Raw genomic sequence first — 18,313 nt, 5'->3', positions numbered from 1 at the left:
CGGGCGGCGGCCAGTGTGTTTTCGCTCACCCCACGGGCGCCGCCCGCCTGCCTACTTGCCGCGGGCTTTCGCCGGGAGGGAACGCACCGCGGAGCCGACCCGCTCGAGCGTCGAGGCGGGGGCCCAGTCGGCCATGATCCGCCGGCGCCGGGGCGACTTCTGGTGCAGGGCGGCCCGTACGGCCACCACCGCCTCGGCCAGGCCCGGCGTCGCGGCCACGCGCGGCGCGTACCGGGCCTGCTCCTCCGCGTGCGCGAGCAGCGTCAGCGCACCCTGAGCGGAACCGTCGAGCCCGTCCGAGGAGAGCCGCTTCGAGAGCCCTCGGGGTGTCTCACCGCTGTCGCCGCCCGCGTCCAGGTCCACGAGCGTGTCCAGGACCTCGTCCCAGGCCGCGTGTGCCGCCGCCGACGGGTCGTCCGGACGCTGCAGCGCCGCGAGCCGCCTGGCCCGCACCCGCCGCCGTACCAGCGCCGGTGTGATCGCCAGCGCCAGCACGATCAGCACCCCCAGCACCCACACCAGGATCGTCCGGATCGTCTTCAGCAGCGACGCGGAGTCTCCGGCGGACTTGTCGTCCGAGGTCGCCGCGGCGGCCGCGTCGTCGCTCGGCTCCGGCTCCGGCGCGGCCGAGGACGGACCGGCGGCCTGCTCCCGCTCGTCCGGCGCCGTCTGCTCGGTGCTCTGGCCCTGGTCGCTGACGTTGTTGTCGACCCAGGCCAGGTCGCCGGTGCGGCCCTGACCGGTCGGCGGCGTGGGGTCGAAGGGCACCCAGCCGATCCCGCTGAAGTAGACCTCCACCCACGCGTGGGCATCGTGGCTGGTGATCGTCGTGTAGTTGCCCTGGGGCGTCCCGTACCCGAATCCGATCGCCACCCGGGCCGGTAGACCGGCGACCCGGGCCATGTACGCCATCGCCGACGCGTACTGCTCGCAGTAGCCGCGCCGCTTGTCGAGGAAGTTGACGATGTCGCTCTGGCTGGTGCCGGCCTGGGTCTGCAGGTCGTAGACGAACCCGTTCTCGGGCGCGAAGAAGTTGTTGAGCGCGACCGCCCGGTCGTACTCGTTCGACTTACCCGCGACGAGTTCCTGGACCTGCTTCTTGACGCTCGGCTCGGGGTTGTCGAGCTGCGTGTACCGGACGATCGAGCCGTCGGTCGGCGGCGGAGGCGCGCTGCGCAGCATCTGCGCGGTGTAGAGCACCCGGCGCGATTCGAACGTGTACTTCATGTTCTTGGTGGTGTCGACCGTGCTGAACACGGCCTCCGAGCCCCGGTCGAACCGCCAGTCGCCGTCGGCGGCCACCGCGGTCGGATTCGAGTACAGCGGCAGGTACCGCGACTGCGACAGGCCCCGGATCTCCACTGTCGTCTTCTGGGACCGGGTCGGCGTCCCGCCGCTGATGCCGGAGACGTTCGGCACGCCGTTGCTGACCCTGGCCTCGGGCTTGGCCGACATGTCCTTCAGCGTCCAGCCGTTGCCGGTGAACCGCTCCAGCGTCGCCAGCCGCAGGTAGAACGGGTCGGGGTCGCTCGACCGGATCCGCAGCAACTCGACCGGTTCGCTCTGGGTCAGCTGGCCGCGCAATTCGGTGACCGGGTTGATCGCGGTGACGGTCCGGCCGTTGCCGGTGCCCGGCAGCCCTCCGTTGAACAGCGAGTGCAGGCCCTCGGCGGAGAGCGCGGGCACACCGGCGGGCAGCAGCACGGCGAGGACGATCCCGAAGACCGCGAGCCGCCCGGCGACCAGCGATCCGGAGCGGGACGGCTCGGCGGCCGAGCCCGATCGGAACGGGCGGCCCCAGCGCCGGATCGTCGTACCGTGCTCGGCGCTCAGCAACCAGCAGAACCCGGCCGCACCCAGCGCGAACGGAATCCAGCCGATGCCCTCGCGGTCGACCGCCACCGGCACCGTGTAGAGGCCCAGCAGCGGCAGACCGGCCAGCGCGGCCCGGCCGAGCACCGACGCCAGCAGGTCGACGAGGATCGCGACCAGCCCCACCCCGGCGACCGTGAGCAGCAGGATTCCCGGCCGCGGCGGCACCGGGGCGGCCAGTTCGGCGATGTCCGCGAACGCGGCCTGGACGTCGGCGCGCAGCCCGGTGATCGTCGCCGGGGTCGGCACGATGCCGAGGAAGCGGTCGTGGCCGAACACGATCGTGGTGTAGAGCAGGACGGCGACGGCGCCGACCACCGGCTGCAGCCAGGGCGGCGTCCGCAGCGCGCGGGCACCGAGGCCCGCCAGCGTCACGACGATGACGCTGCCGGCCACGACCGGGAACCACGACATCCCGTCGAAGATCCCGGAGAGCGAGGTCGCGGCCAGCAGGGTGGCCGCACCGGCCACCACCGATACGTACGTCCGACGATTCATGGGGACACTCCGTGGAACCCGTTCGAACGGGGCTCGTACTCGGGGGCCGGCGGGATGTGCAGGCCGGGTGACGAGGACGGCGGCCCCGAACCCCGCTCGGACGGCACCCAGAGGCTGCTGATCCGTGCACCGGGCCGGGCCGGCATCACCCGCCAGCCGCCGGCCGACAGGCGCGCGATGTTCTCCTGGTAGCGCCGGTCGGCCTCGGCCTTCGCCGCGGACGGCATCGACGCCCAAGCGGTCGAGTCGATCAGCACCGCGATCGACGTGCCACCGGTGCGGGCCGCGGCCAGCCGCGTGCACTCCTCCGGCGTCAGCAGGCCCACGACCGCGACGAGCAGCTGGTCGCGCTCGTGGCGGAACCGGTCGAGCGCCATGCCGAGCGACTGGATCCGGCTCGGCTCGACCTCGGCCAGCAGCCCGAGCGCGAGGTTCTCGCCACCGGCTCCGGCCGACAACGACTGGTCGACCCCGGAGTCGGTGACCAGGTTCAGGTCGAACCCGGCCCGGAGCAGGTGGCACGTGATGCTGGCGGCCGCGCTGACCGCCCATTCCAGGCTGGACGCGGGCCCGGATCCGCGGTGGGCGGCGAAGCGGGCGTCGAGCAGCACCGTGCCGGTCGATTCGCGGGGCTGTTCCTCGCGGCGGACCATCAGCTCACCGGTGCGGGCCGTCGACCGCCAGTGCACCCGGCGGTAGTCGTCGCCGTGCCGGTACTCGCGGGTGGTCGCCGCGTCCTGCCCCCGGGCCGCTGTCGACCGCGGCTGGCTCAGCGAGCTGCCGGACCGGTCGCCGTCCAGCGGGATCGGCGCCAGCGGCGCCACCTGGGGCGTGACGATGATCCGTTCGGTGCGGGTGAACGACCGGGTCAGCTCGCAGAGGCCGAACGGGTCGGACAGCCGGACGGTCAGCGGGCCGATCTCGTACCGGCCCCGGACGTCGACCCGGATCGGATAGTCGACGCTGCTCCACTGCCGGCTCGACAGCCGGTCGAGGACGAACCGCGGCGGCTCACCGAGCGCGGGCGGCAGTTGCTCCTCGAGCAGCAGCACCCCGGTCGGGACCCGGGACAGGTTCTCCAGCCGGAGCGTGACCGAGGCCGCCGTACCGGCCTCGATGCGGCCCGGGTGGACGGAACGGGTGCACGACAGGCGGTAGCGGGTGCGGGCCACCGCGATCACGGCCAGTACCGGCAGCGCGGCCAGCAGCCCGGCCACTTGGAGCAGCTCGCGTTCCCCGAGAACGAAGGCGGACAGCGTCGCGGCGGCGGCCGCCGCCAGGAAGCTGCGGCCGCGGGTGGTGAGCCCCCGGAGCGCGGCTCGGATCACCGGGTCCGACGCCCGCCCCGCGCGTCCGGTACCGGGACCCTCGCGACGAGATCGGCCAGAATGACCTCGGCCGTCCGCCGGTTGAACACGGCTTCCTCGGTCGGGATCAGGCGGTGGGTGAGCACGGGTGCGGCGAGCCGCTGGATGTCGTCGGGAAGAACGTAGTCGCGGCCCTCGATCGCCGCGAAGGCCCTGGCCGTGCGCAGCAGTTGCAGGCTGGCCCGGGGGCTCGCGCCGAGCCGCAGGTCGGGGTTGTTGCGGGTCGCGCTGACCAGATCGATGACGTACCACTTCACCGGCTCGGCCACGTGGACGCGGTGCACGGCGTCGATCAGCATGCGGATCTCGTTGCCGTCGCACACCGGGCGGAGGTTGTCGAGCGGGTCGGCCTCGCCGTGCCCGTCGAGCATCGCCAGCTCGGCCCGCCGGTCGGGGTAACCCATCGCGAGCCGGGCGGTGAACCGGTCGCGCTGCGCCTCGGGCAGGGGATAGGTACCGGCCATCTGGGTCGGGTTCTGCGTCGCCACGACCATGAACGGGTGCTGCAGCGGGTAGGTGATGCCGTCGACCGTGACCTGCCGCTCCTCCATGCACTCCAGCAGCGCGGACTGGGCGTGCGGCGACGCCCGGTTGATCTCGTCGCCGACGACCAGGTTCGCGAACACCGGACCCGGCTTGAACTCGAACGAGCGGTTCTCCGGGTTGTAGATGCTGACACCGGTGACGTCGGAGGGAAGCAGGTCGGGCGTGAACTGGATGCGCCGCACCGAGCCGTCGATCGACCGGGCGAGTGCCTTCGCGAGCTTGGTCTTGCCGACGCCGGGCACGTCCTCGATCAGGAGGTGGCCCTCGGCCAGGAGAACAGCGACCGCCAGCGTGATCGTCGCGGTCTTGCCTTCGATCACCCGCTCCACGTTGGCGACGATCCGGTCGGCGACGACCCGGACCCCGCCGAGCTCGGCCGGGGGTCCGTAGTTCTCCAGTGTGCCGTGCGTCGTCACCGACTGCCCTCTTCCTGGGGTGTATTGAAGGCTGATGGCCCGCAGCCATTGTTCCAGGATCCCGCACGACTGCCAGGCGATCCGAATTGCTCTGCACTTCCATACCGGTTGATGCAGTTATGTTCTCAGGGTTATCGGGTTCGTCAGGCACATCCGGCGAGCGGTATGATGCGCGCATGATGAGCGCAGGAGTGCTCCTTACCAGGCCGTGCTGACGTCTGATCAGCACGGCTACCCCTCCATGGCGAGGGGTTTTTTCGTGTCTTGAGACGTTCACCCGGTAACTGGTGACCCCGCAGTTCTTTATCCAGTTTTAAGCCCTGAGGAACCCCACGATGAGCGAGCAGAATCCCGCCGACGCGCCGGCCCACCGCTACACCGCCACGCTGGCCGCGGCGATCGAGAAGCGCTGGCAGGACCGGTGGGAAGCCGAAGGCACGTTCCACTCGCCCAATCCGTCCGGCCCACTGGCCGCCCCGACACCGGGCTGGCACAACGACGGCGGCAAGCCGCTGTACGTGATGGACATGTTCCCGTACCCCTCCGGCGCGGGCCTGCACGTCGGTCACCCGCTGGGCTACATCGGCACCGACGTCTTCGCGCGTTACCACCGGATGCTGGGCTTCAACGTCCTGCACCCGATGGGTTTCGACGCGTTCGGCCTGCCGGCCGAGCAGTACGCGGTGCAGACCGGGACGCACCCTCGGAAAACGACCAACGAGAACATTCAGCGGTACACCGCGCAGCTGCGGCGGCTGGGCTTCGGGCACGACAGCCGGCGGCAGCTGGCCACCACCGACGTCTCCTATTACCGCTGGACGCAATGGATCTTCCTGCAGATCTACAACTCCTGGTACGACGAGAAGGCCGGTAAGGCCCGCCCGATCGCCGAGCTGGAGGCCGAGTTCGCCGGCGGTCACCGCGTCGCGTCCGGTGCGCCGTGGGCCGAGCTGTCCCGCATCGAGCAGCGCAAGCTGATCGACAGCTACCGGCTGGCGTACCTGTCCGAGGCCCCGGTCAACTGGTGCCCCGGCCTGGGCACGGTGCTGGCCAACGAGGAGGTCACCTCCGACGGCCGGTCCGACCGCGGCAACTTCCCGGTCTTCAAGCGACGGCTGCGCCAGTGGAAGATGCGGATCACCGCGTACGCCGACCGGCTGGCCGACGACCTGGACGAGGTCGACTGGCCGGAGTCGATCAAGGTCATGCAGCGCAACTGGATCGGACGCTCGACCGGCGCGTACATCGATTTCCGGATCGTCGACACGGCCCCGCAGAACGGCCGTCACAGCGCACCGGCCGAGCCGATCCGCGTCTTCACCACCCGGCCCGACACGGTGTTCGGCGCGACCTACCTGGTCCTGGCGCCCGAGCACCCGCTGCTGAACGCGATCGTCCCGGACTCCTGGCCCGACGGCATCCCCGCCTCCTGGACCGGTGGGGCCGACGATCCGTCGACCGCCGTCGCGACGTACCAGGCGCAGGCCGCCTCGAAGTCCGATATCGAGCGGTCCGCCGAAGCGCGCAAGAAGACCGGCGTGTTCACCGGCGCCTACGCGATCAACCCGGCCACCAGCGAGCGCGTACCGGTGTTCGTCGCCGACTATGTTCTGACCGGTTACGGCACCGGCGCGATCATGGCCGTTCCGGGCCAGGACGAGCGCGACTGGGAGTTCGCCGAGGTCTTCGAGCTGCCGATCGTCCGGACCGTGCAGCCGACCGACGGGTTCGACGGCAACGCGTTCACCGGTGACGGCCCGGCGATCAACTCGGGCTTCCTGGACGGCCTGCGGGTGGCCGACGCGAAACGGCAGATCATCAGCTGGCTGGTCGAGAACGGCCACGGCGAGGCGACGACCACCTACAAGCTGCGCGATTGGCTGTTCAGCCGTCAGCGCTACTGGGGCGAGCCGTTCCCGATCGTCTACGACACCGACGGCCTGCCGGTCGCGCTGCCCGAGAACATGCTGGCCGTCGAACTGCCGGAGATCGACGACTACTCGCCGCGGACGTTCGATCCGGACGACGCCGACACCGACCCCGAGCCCCCGCTGGCCCGCGCGCAGGACTGGGTGAACGTCACGCTGGACCTGGGTGACGGCCCGAAGCCGTACCGCCGGGAGACCAACACGATGCCGCAGTGGGCGGGTTCGTGCTGGTACGAGCTGCGCTACCTGGACCCGACGGACGAGAACGAGTTCGTCAGCCCGGCCAACGAGCAGTACTGGATGGGCCCGCGCGACGACAAGCCGGCCGGCGGCGTCGACCTGTACGTCGGTGGCGTCGAGCACGCGGTGCTGCATCTGCTGTACGCCCGTTTCTGGCACAAGGTGCTGTTCGACCTGGGGCACCTGCGTTCGTCCGAGCCGTTCGGCCGGCTGTTCAACCAGGGCTACATCCAGGCCTACGCCTACACCGACGCCCGTGGCACCTACGTCGCCGCGGACGAGGTCGTGGAGGAGGACGGCAGCTACCGCTGGCAGGGCGCGCCGGTGAACCGCGAATACGGCAAAATGGGCAAGTCGCTGAAGAACGTCGTGACCCCGGACGACATGTGCGCCGAGTACGGGGCCGACACGTTCCGCGTCTACGAGATGTCGATGGGGCCGCTGGACGTCTCGCGTCCGTGGGAGACCCGGGCGGTCGTCGGCTCGATGCGGTTCCTGCAGCGGCTGTGGCGGACCGTGATCGACGAGGAGTCGGGCGCGACGCGCGTCACCGACGACGCGGCCGACGAGAAGACCCGCCGGTTCGTGCACCAGACGATCGACGGCATCCGGGGCGACCTGGAGGGGCTGCGCACGAACACCGCGGTTTCCAAGCTGATCGAGCTGACGAACCACGTGACGTCGGCGTACGGCAGCAAGGGCGCGACGCCGCGCGAGGTGGTGGAGCCGATGGTGCTGATGGTGGCGCCGTTCGCACCGCACCTGGCCGAGGAGCTGTGGGAGAAGCTGGGCCACGCCGAGACGCTGACCTACCACTCGTTCCCGGCCGCTGACGAGAGCCTGCTGACCGCACCGGAGATCGAGTACCCGGTTCAGGTCAACGGCAAGGTGCGGGGCCGCATCACGGTGCCGGCCGATGCGGACGAGGCCGCGGTGCGCGCGGCCGCGCTGGCGGAGCCGAAGGTCGCCGCGATGCTGGCCGGTGCCGAGCCCCGGAAGCTGATCGTCGTCCCCGGTCGAATCGTGACGATCGTGGTCTGATTTTCACATCTGCAACTCCCGTCCCATAGGGCCGGTGTTTCCGAGTAATCGGCAGCACCGGCCCTTCGTGTGTGTGCCAACCTGCTCCCGCCCGCCAAACCGCTCCACCTGCGCTCCACCGTGCTGACCTGCGAAGACATCGGTCCGATATCTGGCAGCTACAGGTTTGAGTCGTTGACGGTGGGGGGAAGTGGAGTACAGTGGGGCGTGATGGAGCGTCTGGGATGCTCCGATCCAAGGGGTGGTGGGTGCGTTGTTTCTCGGCACGCACACGCCTCGCTTGGACGAGAAGGGTCGGCTATTCCTGCCGGCGAAGTTTCGTGACGAGCTGGCAGGAGGTTTGGTGGTGACGAAGGGGCAGGAACGATGCCTTTTCGTCTTCCCGATGGCCGAGTTCAGCCGCGTCGCCGAGCAGCTTCGCGCGGCACCGATGACGCACAAGGCAGCCCGGGCCTACAGCCGGGTGTTCTTCGCCAGCGCCCACGACGAGGTTCCTGACCGTCAGGGGCGCATCACGATCCCCGCTCACCTCCGCGAGTACGCCGGTCTCGACCGGGACTGCGTGGTGATCGGGGCCAGCACGAGGGTCGAAATCTGGGATCGGCAGGCCTGGGACACCTACCTGGCCGACTCCGAGGAAGCGTTCGCAGAGGTGGAAGAGGAGGTGCTGCCCGGCATCTTCTGACGACGTTCACGTCCCGTGGCGTGAGGTCTCCAGCCGCTTGGCGAATCTCCTGGCGCACCTTCCCCGGCGCCAGGCCACGCGAAGCGGATGGGGACCTGGCGGCATGGGCCACCGACGAGGGGGCGGCATGGCGGCTGACGAACAGGCGTGTCCGCACGCCTCCGTTGACGCCGGGGCCGCCCCCGAGCCGCACGTTCCTCCCCATTCCCGGATACACCGCCCCGTCCTGCTCGACCGCTGCCTCGAGCTGCTCGCCCCGGCGATCAGTGGCCCCGGCGCCGTCGTGGTCGACGGCACGCTGGGCCTCGGCGGCCACACCGCGGCGATGCTCGCCGCGCATCCCTCTCTCACCGTCGTCGGTATCGATCGTGATCCGGACGCGCTACGCCGCGCCGCCGAACGTCTGGGTGCGGACGCGGGCCGCGTCCGGTTCGTCCACGCTATCTATGACGCGATTCCGGATGCTCTGGTTCAGGCCGATGTGGACTCGGTTGACGGGTTCCTTTTCGACCTGGGTGTCTCGTCGCTCCAGCTGGACGAGGACGACCGGGGCTTCTCGTACGCCCGGGACGCGCCGCTCGACATGCGGATGGACACCAGCCGCGGCATCACTGCGGCCGACGTGCTCAACACGTACTCGCACGGCGACCTGACCCGGGTTCTGCGGACGTACGGCGAGGAGAAGTTCGCCCCCCGGATCGCGTCGGCGATCCTGCGTGAACGGGAGAAGGCGCCGCTGACGTCCAGCGCCCGGCTCGTCGAACTGGTCCGGGACTCGATTCCGGCGCCGGCCAGGCGCACCGGCGGCAACCCGGCCAAGCGCACGTTCCAGGCGCTGCGCATCGAGGTCAACGGCGAACTCGACGCGTTGCGCGACGCGCTCCCGGCCGCGCTGGACGCCGTCCGGCCGGGCGGCCGGATCGTCGTGATGTCGTACCAGTCGCTGGAAGACCGCCTGGTCAAGCAGGCGTTCGCCGCGGTGACGCAAGACCGCACACCCCCGGAGCTGCCGGTGGTTCTGCCCGAATACGGGCCACGGTTCCGGCTCCTCACCCGAGGGGCCGAGGTGGCCGGGCCGGAGGAGATCGAAGCGAACCCCCGCGCGGCGTCGGTGCGCCTGCGGGCGGTGGAACGGCTGGGAACTTCTGAGAGCGGGGTGACATGATGTCGAGCTCACGTACCGGTGTGCGATCGCGTCCGGGCGCGGTCCGCGAGGGACGGCCGATCGCGCCGAAGGCTCCGGCGCAAGGCCGGCCGGCGGATCGCCGGTCAGCGCGGGACAGGTCCGCGCAGAGCAGGCGTCGGTCCGCCGCTCCGATCAGCGTGCCGCCGTCGCCGTCGGTGCCGTCCCGGCGGTCGGCGGCGTCGGCGCGGGCGCCGTTCGTCGTCCTCGTGCTGACGCTGGCGATCGGGGGGCTGATCGGGCTGGTGCTGCTGAACACCGCGGTCAACGAGAACGCGTTCCGGCTGCACGACCTCGACACCCGGCAGGACCGGCTCGACCAGGAGGAGCAGCGGCTGCAACAGGCGCTGGACAGCCAGGAGTCGCCGAAGAAGCTCGAGGAGCGGGCCGGCAAGATGGGGCTCGTGCCGGCTGGTGACCCCGGGTTCGTCAAGCTGCCCGACGGGGAGGTCGCGGGGACGCCCGCCCCGGCCACCGCGCCGCCGTCGCCCACTCCGTCGGCGTCCGACGCGGCGGCGGGTTCTCCGAAGCCCGGCACGTCGCCTCCGGGGGAGACCAGCACGTCGCCCTCGGCGGACCGGTGATGGCAGCGCCGCCCCCGAAACGACGGCGCGCCGACGAGAACGTCGTGCCGTTCCGACCGCGCCGCCAGACGCTGTCGGACGCTCAGCAGTACCACCCCCGGGGCCAGACCGTCCGCGAGGGCGGCCCGGCCAAGCCCGATGGGGCCAAGCCCGGTGGGTCCAAGGCCGGTGGGTCCAATGCCGACCGGGCCAAGCCTGACCGGGCCAAGCCCGGCGGGTCCAAGTCAGCCGCCGGCCGCAGCGGTGCGTCCGGCACCAGCACGTCCGGCACCGGCCGCAGCGGTGCGTCCGGCACCGGCATGTCCGGCACCAGCCGCAGCGGTGCGTCCGGCACCGGCCGTGCGGCTGCGTCCGGCAGCGGCGGCAAGGCACCTTCCGGCGACAGCCGCGGTGGCGCCCGCAACAGCGCATCCAGCGGTGCCCGCGAGAGCGCGTCCGGAGGAGGCCGCGGCAGCACGTCGGCCGGTGCGCGCGGCAGCACGTCGGGCGGTGCGCGCGGCAGCGCGTCGGGCGGTGCGCGCGGCAGCGCGTCGGGCGGCGGCCGCGGCAGCGCGTCGGCCGGTGCTCGGGGCAGCGCGGCCGGAACGGGCCGGGCCGGTCCGGCTCGGGCACCGCGTGGCGGGCAACCGGTGCGGCGCCGCCCCGCCCCGCACGACCGGCCGAGGCGCGGCAGCAGCTCCGCGCGGTGGGAATCCACCGGCGCACCCCCACCGGGGCGGCGTCAGTCGGTCCGGATGCCCCCGCTGCCGCCTCCACGACGGCAACGGAGGCACCTCCCGCGCCTGGGCAACCCGAACGCACGGCTGCGCATCTCGCTCGCGGTCATGCTCGCGTTGTTCGTCGCGGTCGGCGGCCGCCTGGTCCAGATCCAGACCACCGAGGGCACTCAGTACGCCGAGCTCGCCGCACACTCCCGCCGGGTCAGCCTGGTGGTCTACGCGCCCCGCGGCGCGATCCTCGACCGCGACGGCAACGCGCTGGCCCACGACGTCGAAGGCGCGACGATCGCCGCCGACCCCGGCTACATCGCGAACAAGTCCGAGGTCGCCGCCGCCGTCGCCCCGCTGCTGCAGATGACGCCCGCGCAGGTCGAGGAGAAGCTCTCCCACGACAAGCACGCGGACGGCAGCGCCAACCGCTACGTGATCCTGAAGAAGAAGGTGTCGCTCGCGGTCGGCGACGCGGTCAACCGGCTCCGCACGAAGATCCCCGGGCTGATCGTCCAGTCCGACCAGGTCCGCGAGGTGGCCGGCGGTGACTTCGCCGCGAACGTCATCGGCTACACCGGCACCGACGGCACCGGCCTGGCCGGTCTCGAGTCCGGCTTCAACGACGTGCTCCAGGGCGTCAACGGCGAGCGGGTCTACGACGAGGGCACCGGGGGTCAGGAGATCCCGGGCGGCTACAACCGGACGACCGCCGCCAAGGCCGGCTCCGACCTCGTGCTGACGCTCGACCGCGACCTGCAGTACCAGGCGAACAAGCTGCTCACCGCCCGGCTCAAGGCCACCAAGGCGTGGAACGGCTCGGCGATCGTCATGGACGTGAAGACCGGCGAGATCCGGGCGATGGTCAGCTCGCCCAGCTACGACGCGTCCAACCCGTCGACCGCCAAGCCCGGCACCACGCTCGACCTCGCGACGACCGCCATCGTCGAGCCCGGCTCGGTCCACAAGGCGCTGACGATCTGCGGCGGCCTGGACGCCGGCGTGATCAAGCCCGATTCGGTCCTCACACTGCCGCAGACGATCGAAAAGGGCGGTGTCACCTACCGGGACACCCACAAGCACGGATCGCCCGACTACACGCTGATGGGTGTGCTCGCGCAGTCCAGCAACGTCGGCACGATCATGGTCGCCGACCGGCTCGGCGCCGACCGGCTCTACGCCTACCAGCGCGCGTTCGGCCTCGGCACCAAGACCGGTGTGGGGCTGCCCGGCGAGTCCGCGGGCATCGTGCAGCCTCCGGCGAACTGGAGCGGCCCGTCCGCCGGGTCCATTCCGATCGGGCTCGGCGTCGCGGCGACCCCGCTGCAGATGACCGCGATCTACGCGACGCTGGCCAACGGCGGCATGAAGGTGCAGCCGCAGCTCGTCAAGAGCATCGTGAGCCCGGACGGCACCGTGCGGCCCATGCCGCGGGCGAAGCCGAAGCGGGTCGTCAGCGCGCAGGCCGCCGAGACCGTCGTCCGCGACATGACCGCGATCGCGACCAAGGAGGGGACCGCGCCGCTGGCGGCCGTTCCGGGGTACATCGTCGCGGGCAAGACCGGTACCGGAAAGCGCGCCGAAGGCAACAAATACATGCCGGGCAATGTCACCTCGTTCATCGGCATCGTCCCGGCCGACTCCCCGCGCTACGTCATCAGTGTGTTCATTCACACTCCGGAGGGTGTCGGCGGGGCCATCGCCGGACCCACGTTCTCCGACCTGGCGGGTTTCACGCTGCGTCGTTACGGGGTGTCACCCTCGGGCGCCCCGGCCCCACCGATCACCTTGTACGGCTAGGGCGGCGGTAGGGTCTGTGCCCGTGTCCAACGCCCCTGTCCCGCGACCTACGGTCGAGGCCGGAATCCCGGTGGTGGAGCTGGCGGAAATCGCCGGTGGCCGCCTGATCGGGAAGCCGTCTTCCGACGTCACCGGGGTGACGCACGACAGCTCCGCGATCCGGCCCGGCGATCTGTTCGCCGGTCTGCCGGGCGCGCGTACGCACGGTGCGCGCTTCGCGGCCCGCGCCGCCGAAGCCGGTGCGGTCGCGATCCTCACCGACCCGGCCGGCGTCGAACTCGCGCGGGAGACCGGGCTGCCGCTGATCGTCGTCGACCGGCCGCGGGCCGTGCTCGGCGCGGTGAGCGCCCGCGTCTACGGCGACCCGAGCGCGTCGCTGACCGTCATCGGCATCACGGGGACGAACGGCAAGACGACGACGGCGTATCTCGTCGAGGCCGGATTGCGGGCGGCCGGTCACCGGACCGCGCTGCTGGGCACGGTCGAGACGCGGATCGCCGGTGAGCGGCTGAACTCGGCGCGCACCACGCCGGAGGCTCCGGATCTGCAGGCGTTGCTGGCGGTCGCGCGCGAGCGGGGCGTCACCGCGGTCGTGATGGAGGTGTCCAGTCACGCGCTGGCGCTCGACCGGGTCGCCGCGGTGCGGTTCGCGGTCGGCGCGTTCACCAACCTGGGCGCCGACCACCTCGACTTCCACCGGGACGTCGAAGACTACTTCCGCGCGAAGGCGCGGCTGTTCGACGGCCGTTCGCGGCGCGCGGTGGTCAACACCGACGACGCCGCCGGCCACCGCCTGGCCGCGGCGATCAGGGCCGGTGACGGCGACCTGCGGCTGACCGGGGAGCTCGTCACCGTCTCGCCGGCCGGTGACCCCGGCGCCGACTGGCGGGTCGTCGAGCGGGGGCCGGACGCGTTCGTGCAGGACTTCACACTGGCCGGTCCCGGCGGGGCCGACACGAACGCTCAGGTCGCGATGCCCGGCGCGTACAGCGTCGAGAACGCGCTGCTGGCGATCGCCCTCCTGGTCACCGTGGGGGTTGTGACCGCCACGGCGGTGGACGCGGTGGCCCACGCCGGTCAGGTCCCGGGCCGGATGGAACGGGTCGGCGGCCCGGGCGGCCCGGTCGGCGTCGTCGACTACGCGCACGACCCGGGCTCGGTGGCGGCCGCGCTGGCCGCGCTGCGCCCGGTGACGTCCGGACGGCTGATCTGCGTGCTCGGCTGCGGCGGGGATCGGGACGCGGGCAAGCGTCCGCTGATGGGCGAAGCGGCCGCGCGCGCGTCGGACGTGTTCGTGGCGACGGACGACAATCCGCGCTCGGAGGAGCCGGCCGCGATCCGGGCGGCGATGCTGGCCGGGGTGGCGCGGGTACCGGCCGCGGAGCGGGCCGAGGTGATCGAGGTCGGTGACCGCGCCGCGGCGATCGCGGCCGCGGTCGAACGGGCCCGGCCCGGAGATTGCGTCGCCGTACTGGGCAAGGGACACGAGCAGGGCCAGGAGGTCGCCGGAGTGGTGCACCCGTTCGACGACCGGGAGGTCCTCGGCGCCGCGCTGACGGCCCGCGAGCAGGGGGCACACGCATGATTCCGCTCACGCTGGCCGAGGTCGCGGCCGCGACCGGCGGTGACCTCCGGAACTGCGACCCGGCCGCGGTCGTGACCGGCACGGTCGAGTACGACTCGCGGCGGGTGACGCCGGGCGGGTTGTTCGTCGCGCTGGAGGGCGACCGGGTCGACGGCCACGACTTCGCCGCCGGTGCGATCGAGGCCGGTGTCGTCGCCGTGCTGGCCACCCGGCCGCTGACGGTTCCGACGATCCTGGTCGAGGACGCGCTGATCGCGCTGGGCAAGCTGGCTCGCGCGGTCGTCGACCGGCTCGGGAACCTGACGATCATCGGGGTGACCGGGTCGAGCGGGAAGACCTCCACGAAGGACCTGCTGGCCGCGGTCGTGCGCAGGCTCGGTCCGACGGTGGCGCCGCCGGGCTCGTTCAACAACGAGCTCGGCCATCCCTGGACCGTGCTGCGCGCCGACCACGACACCCGGTACCTGGTGCTGGAGAAGAGCGCCCGTGGTGTCGGCCACATCCGCTGGCTCACCGAGATCGCGCCGCCGCGGATCGGCGTCGTCCTCAACGTCGGCACCGCCCACGTCGGCGAGTTCGGAACGGTCGAGGTGACCGCGCAGGCCAAGGGCGAGCTCGTCGAGGCGCTGCCGGACGGGAACTCGGGCGGCCTGGCGATCTTGAACGCGGACGATCCCCGGGTGCGCGCGATGCGCGACCGGACGAAGGCCCGCGTCGTGCTGGTCGGTGTCGCACCCGACGCGGACGTGCGGGCGACGGACGTCGAGCTGGACGCGGCCGGACGGCCGAGCTTCCTGCTGCACGCCCGCGACGCCACCACGAAGGTCGCGCTGCGCCTGCACGGCGAGCACCACGTCGGCAACGCGCTCGCGGCCGCCGCGGTGGGCCTGGAGCTGGGCCTGGCGCCGGACGAGATCGCCGAAGTGCTGGCCGCCGCGGTGCCGGTGAGCCGGCGCCGGATGGAGGTCACCGAGCGGGCCGACGGCGTCACGATCGTCGACGACAGCTACAACGCGAACCCGGACTCGGTGCGGGCCGCGCTGAAAGCGCTGAAGGCCATGTCGGTCCGGTCGGAGGGCCGTCGGAGAGCCTGGGCCGTGCTCGGGTTCATGGCCGAGCTGGGCGAGACCAGCCGGGAACAGCACGACGCGATCGGCCGGCTGGCCGTGCGGCTCGACATCGACCGGCTGGTCGTGGTGGGACCCGAAGCGGGTGCCGTTCACGCCGGTGCGGTACTCGAAGGGTCCTGGGGAGAGGAATCGGTGCACGTGCCGGACGTGGACGCCGCTGTGCGGCTGCTCGAGGAGCAGCTCGCACCGGGGGACGTGGTGCTGGTGAAGGCGTCCCGGTCGGCGCGCCTGGACCGGGTGGTCGACGCGCTGGCTGAGCCGGCCGGGGGTGTCCCGGCGTGAAGAGTGTTCTGGCCGCGGCGTTCGTGGCCTTCGTCGTGTCGATCTTCGGTACCCCGGTCGCGATCCGGTACCTGCACCAGCTGAAGTTCGGTCAGGAGATCCGCGACGACGGCCCGAAGCACCACGCCTCCAAGCGCGGTACGCCGACGATGGGCGGCATCGTCTTCATCCTGGCCACGGTGATCGCGTACATCGTCGCCCAGCTCGTGATCGGTGACGGCCGGGTCAGCCCGACCGCGGTGACGCTGCTCGGGCTGTTCGTCGGCATGGGGCTGGTCGGCTTCCTCGACGACTTCATCAAGATCCGGAAGAAGCGCAGCCTCGGCCTGAACAAGCGGGGCAAGCTGATCGGCCAGGCCGTGGTCGCGGCCGGGTTCGCGTTCCTCGCGCTGAACCTGCCGGACGAGAACGGCTGGGCGATCGCGTCCGAGAAGCTCTCGTTCACCCGCGACCTCGACTGGGCCAACCTGACCCAGGTCGGCGCGGCGCTGTTCTTCGCGTTCGTCGTCATCGCGGCGGCCAACGGCGTGAACCTCACCGACGGCCTGGACGGTCTGGCGACCGGGCCGTCGATCATGGTGCTGTCCGGCTACATCCTGATCGGTTTCTGGCAGTACCGGCACATCTGCGGCGAGGTCTCCGGCCCGAACGGCTACTGCTACGAGGTCCGCGACCCGCTCGACACCGCGCTGATCGCGGCCGCGGCCGCCGGGGCGCTGGCCGGGTTCCTCTGGTGGAACGCGCCACCGGCGCGGCTGTTCATGGGCGACACCGGCGCGCTGGGCATCGGTGGTCTGATCGCGGGCCTGGCCCTCACCACCCGGACGACGCTCCTGCTGCTGATCCTGGGCGGGCTGTTCGTCATCGTGACGATGTCGGTCGTCATCCAGATCATCTCGTTCCGCAGCACCGGTAAACGGGTGTTCCGAATGGCGCCGCTGCAGCACCACTTCGAGCTGGCGGGCTGGCAAGAAACCACGATCGTGGTCAGATTCTGGATCATCGCCGGGTTCTTCGTGGCCGCCGGTCTCGGTGTCTTCTTCGCCGACTACCTGGGCGCGCTGAAATAGTGAGCGCGTACGCGGGCCGGCACGTCCTGGTCGGTGGTACCGGCGTGACCGGTGCCGCGGTGGCGCGGGCGCTGCAGGTGGCGGGCGCGCGGGTCACGGTGTTCGACCAGAAGGACTCGACGGCCCTGCAGACGCTGGCCGAGACCGGGGTGGGGGTGCTGGTCGACCCGGCCGCGCTCCCGGGCGACACCGACGAGGTCGTGGTCTCGCCGGGGTTCAAGCCCGACCATCCGCTGCTGGCCGCGCCGATCGCCGCGGGGATCGAGGTCTACAGCGAACCGGAGCTGGCCTGGCGGCTGCGGCCCGCCGGTGCGGCCCCGTGGCTGGCGGTGACCGGTACCAACGGCAAGACGACCACGGTCACGATGCTCGCGACGATCCTGAAGGCGGCCGGGCTGCGGACGCTGGCCGTCGGCAACATCGGCATGCCGCTGATCGACGCGGTGCTCGACCCGGTCGGCTACGACGTCCTCGCGGTGGAGCTCTCCAGCTACCAGCTGCACTGGTCCTCGACGCTGGCCCCGCGAGCGGCCGCGCTGCTCAACCTGGCCGACGACCACCTGTCCTGGCACGGCGACTTCGCGGCGTACTCGGCGGCCAAGGCCAAGCTCTGGAACTTCGCCGACACCACCGCGGTGGGCAACGCCGACGACGCGCTGGTGGCCGCGCTGCTGGCGAAAGCACCGGGCCGGCGGGTCGGCTTCACGCTGCGGGCCCCGGCGCCGGGCGAACTGGGCGTCGTCGAAGACCTGCTGGTCGACCGGGCGTTCACCGGCGACCCGTCGGAGGCCGCCGCCGTCGGGACGATCGGCGACGTGCGGCCGCCGGGCGCGCACAACGTCGCCAACGCACTGGCCGCGGCCGGGCTGGCCCGGGCGTACGGCGTCGCTCCGGAGGCGGTGGCCGACGGGCTGGCGACCTATCTGCCGGAACCGCACCGCAACTCCGTGGTGCTGGCCGGACCCGACGTGACCTGGGTCGACGACAGCAAGGCCACCAACCCGCACGCGGCCGAGGCGTCGCTGCGCGCGTACCCGCGCATCGTCTGGATCGCCGGTGGTCAGCTCAAGGGCGTCGACATCGAACCGTTGGTGTCGGCGGTGGCCGACCGGCTGGCGGGCGCGGTCCTGCTCGGGGCCGACCGGGGCGAGGTCGCCGAGGCGTTGCGCCGACACGCGCCGCACGTCCCCGTGCGCGAGGTGCGGAGGACCGATGATGGTGCCATGACCGAGGTCGTCGCTGCCGCCGCCGGGCTGGCCCATCCCGGTGACACCGTCCTGCTGGCGCCGGCCGCGGCGTCGCTGGACATGTTCCCGAGCTACGCTGCACGCGGGCAGGCGTTCGCCGAGGCGGTCGAGAAGCTCGCCGCGGGCGGCTGA

The 18,313-nt window shown here is 71.8% G+C and carries 12 protein-coding genes; 9 read left to right on the top strand and 3 right to left on the bottom strand.

Annotation, left to right across the window (positions count from 1 at the left end; genetic code table 11):
• Nucleotides 1-51: 51 nt before the first annotated feature.
• From ACIBZJ_RS25770 to ACIBZJ_RS25760, 3 genes are read right to left on the bottom strand one after another with little or no spacing between them, the layout of a single operon-like run.
• Entirely contained in the window at nucleotides 52-2,370 is a 2,319-nt protein-coding gene (locus tag ACIBZJ_RS25770; RefSeq protein ID WP_395933784.1) for a transglutaminaseTgpA domain-containing protein, read from the bottom strand.
• Complete coding sequence (locus tag ACIBZJ_RS25765) at nucleotides 2,367-3,695, bottom strand: DUF58 domain-containing protein (RefSeq protein ID WP_395934112.1); 1,329 nt, start codon at nucleotides 3,693-3,695, stop codon at nucleotides 2,367-2,369. The genes ACIBZJ_RS25770 and ACIBZJ_RS25765 overlap by 4 nt, the downstream gene beginning before the upstream one ends.
• Nucleotides 3,695-4,681: an AAA family ATPase gene (locus ACIBZJ_RS25760; protein WP_395934110.1), complete on the bottom strand. Its 987-nt coding sequence runs from the start codon at nucleotides 4,679-4,681 to the stop codon at nucleotides 3,695-3,697. Before ACIBZJ_RS25760 ends, ACIBZJ_RS25765 begins: the two co-directional genes overlap by 1 nt.
• Nucleotides 4,682-5,034: 353 nt before the next feature.
• Between ACIBZJ_RS25760 and leuS the strand changes: the two genes are divergently transcribed.
• From leuS to murD, 9 genes are all read left to right on the top strand, one after another.
• Nucleotides 5,035-7,908, top strand: a complete 2,874-nt coding sequence (gene leuS, locus ACIBZJ_RS25755) for a leucine--tRNA ligase (protein ID WP_395933782.1) — start codon at nucleotides 5,035-5,037, stop codon at nucleotides 7,906-7,908.
• 253 nt (nucleotides 7,909-8,161) lie between these two features.
• Complete coding sequence (mraZ, locus tag ACIBZJ_RS25750) at nucleotides 8,162-8,593, top strand: division/cell wall cluster transcriptional repressor MraZ (RefSeq protein ID WP_142707859.1); 432 nt, start codon at nucleotides 8,162-8,164, stop codon at nucleotides 8,591-8,593.
• Nucleotides 8,594-8,720: 127 nt separating this feature from the next.
• Nucleotides 8,721-9,758, top strand: a complete 1,038-nt coding sequence (gene rsmH / locus ACIBZJ_RS25745; RefSeq protein ID WP_395933780.1) for a 16S rRNA (cytosine(1402)-N(4))-methyltransferase RsmH — start codon at nucleotides 8,721-8,723, stop codon at nucleotides 9,756-9,758.
• A 158-nt stretch (nucleotides 9,759-9,916) separates the two neighbouring features.
• Complete coding sequence (locus ACIBZJ_RS25740; protein WP_395933778.1) at nucleotides 9,917-10,360, top strand: cell division protein FtsL; 444 nt, start codon at nucleotides 9,917-9,919, stop codon at nucleotides 10,358-10,360.
• A complete protein-coding gene (locus ACIBZJ_RS25735) occupies nucleotides 10,360-12,867 on the top strand; it encodes a penicillin-binding transpeptidase domain-containing protein (protein ID WP_395933776.1) in 2,508 nt (835 codons plus the stop codon). The genes ACIBZJ_RS25740 and ACIBZJ_RS25735 overlap by 1 nt, the downstream gene beginning before the upstream one ends.
• A gap of 22 nt (nucleotides 12,868-12,889) precedes the next feature.
• Complete coding sequence (locus tag ACIBZJ_RS25730) at nucleotides 12,890-14,452, top strand: UDP-N-acetylmuramoyl-L-alanyl-D-glutamate--2,6-diaminopimelate ligase (protein ID WP_395933774.1); 1,563 nt, start codon at nucleotides 12,890-12,892, stop codon at nucleotides 14,450-14,452.
• Nucleotides 14,449-15,864, top strand: a complete 1,416-nt coding sequence (murF, locus tag ACIBZJ_RS25725; protein WP_395933772.1) for a UDP-N-acetylmuramoyl-tripeptide--D-alanyl-D-alanine ligase — start codon at nucleotides 14,449-14,451, stop codon at nucleotides 15,862-15,864. The genes ACIBZJ_RS25730 and murF overlap by 4 nt, the downstream gene beginning before the upstream one ends.
• On the top strand, nucleotides 15,861-16,934 hold the full coding sequence (gene mraY, locus ACIBZJ_RS25720; protein WP_395933770.1) for a phospho-N-acetylmuramoyl-pentapeptide-transferase: 1,074 nt from the start codon (nucleotides 15,861-15,863) through the stop codon (nucleotides 16,932-16,934). Before murF ends, mraY begins: the two co-directional genes overlap by 4 nt.
• Nucleotides 16,934-18,313, top strand: a complete 1,380-nt coding sequence (gene murD, locus ACIBZJ_RS25715; RefSeq protein WP_395933768.1) for a UDP-N-acetylmuramoyl-L-alanine--D-glutamate ligase — start codon at nucleotides 16,934-16,936, stop codon at nucleotides 18,311-18,313. Before mraY ends, murD begins: the two co-directional genes overlap by 1 nt.

The sequence above is a fragment of the Cryptosporangium sp. NPDC051539 genome (genome assembly GCF_044454545.1).
Lineage (GTDB): Bacteria > Actinomycetota > Actinomycetes > Mycobacteriales > Cryptosporangiaceae > Cryptosporangium.
This window is presented reverse-complemented; position numbering and strand designations above follow the sequence as displayed.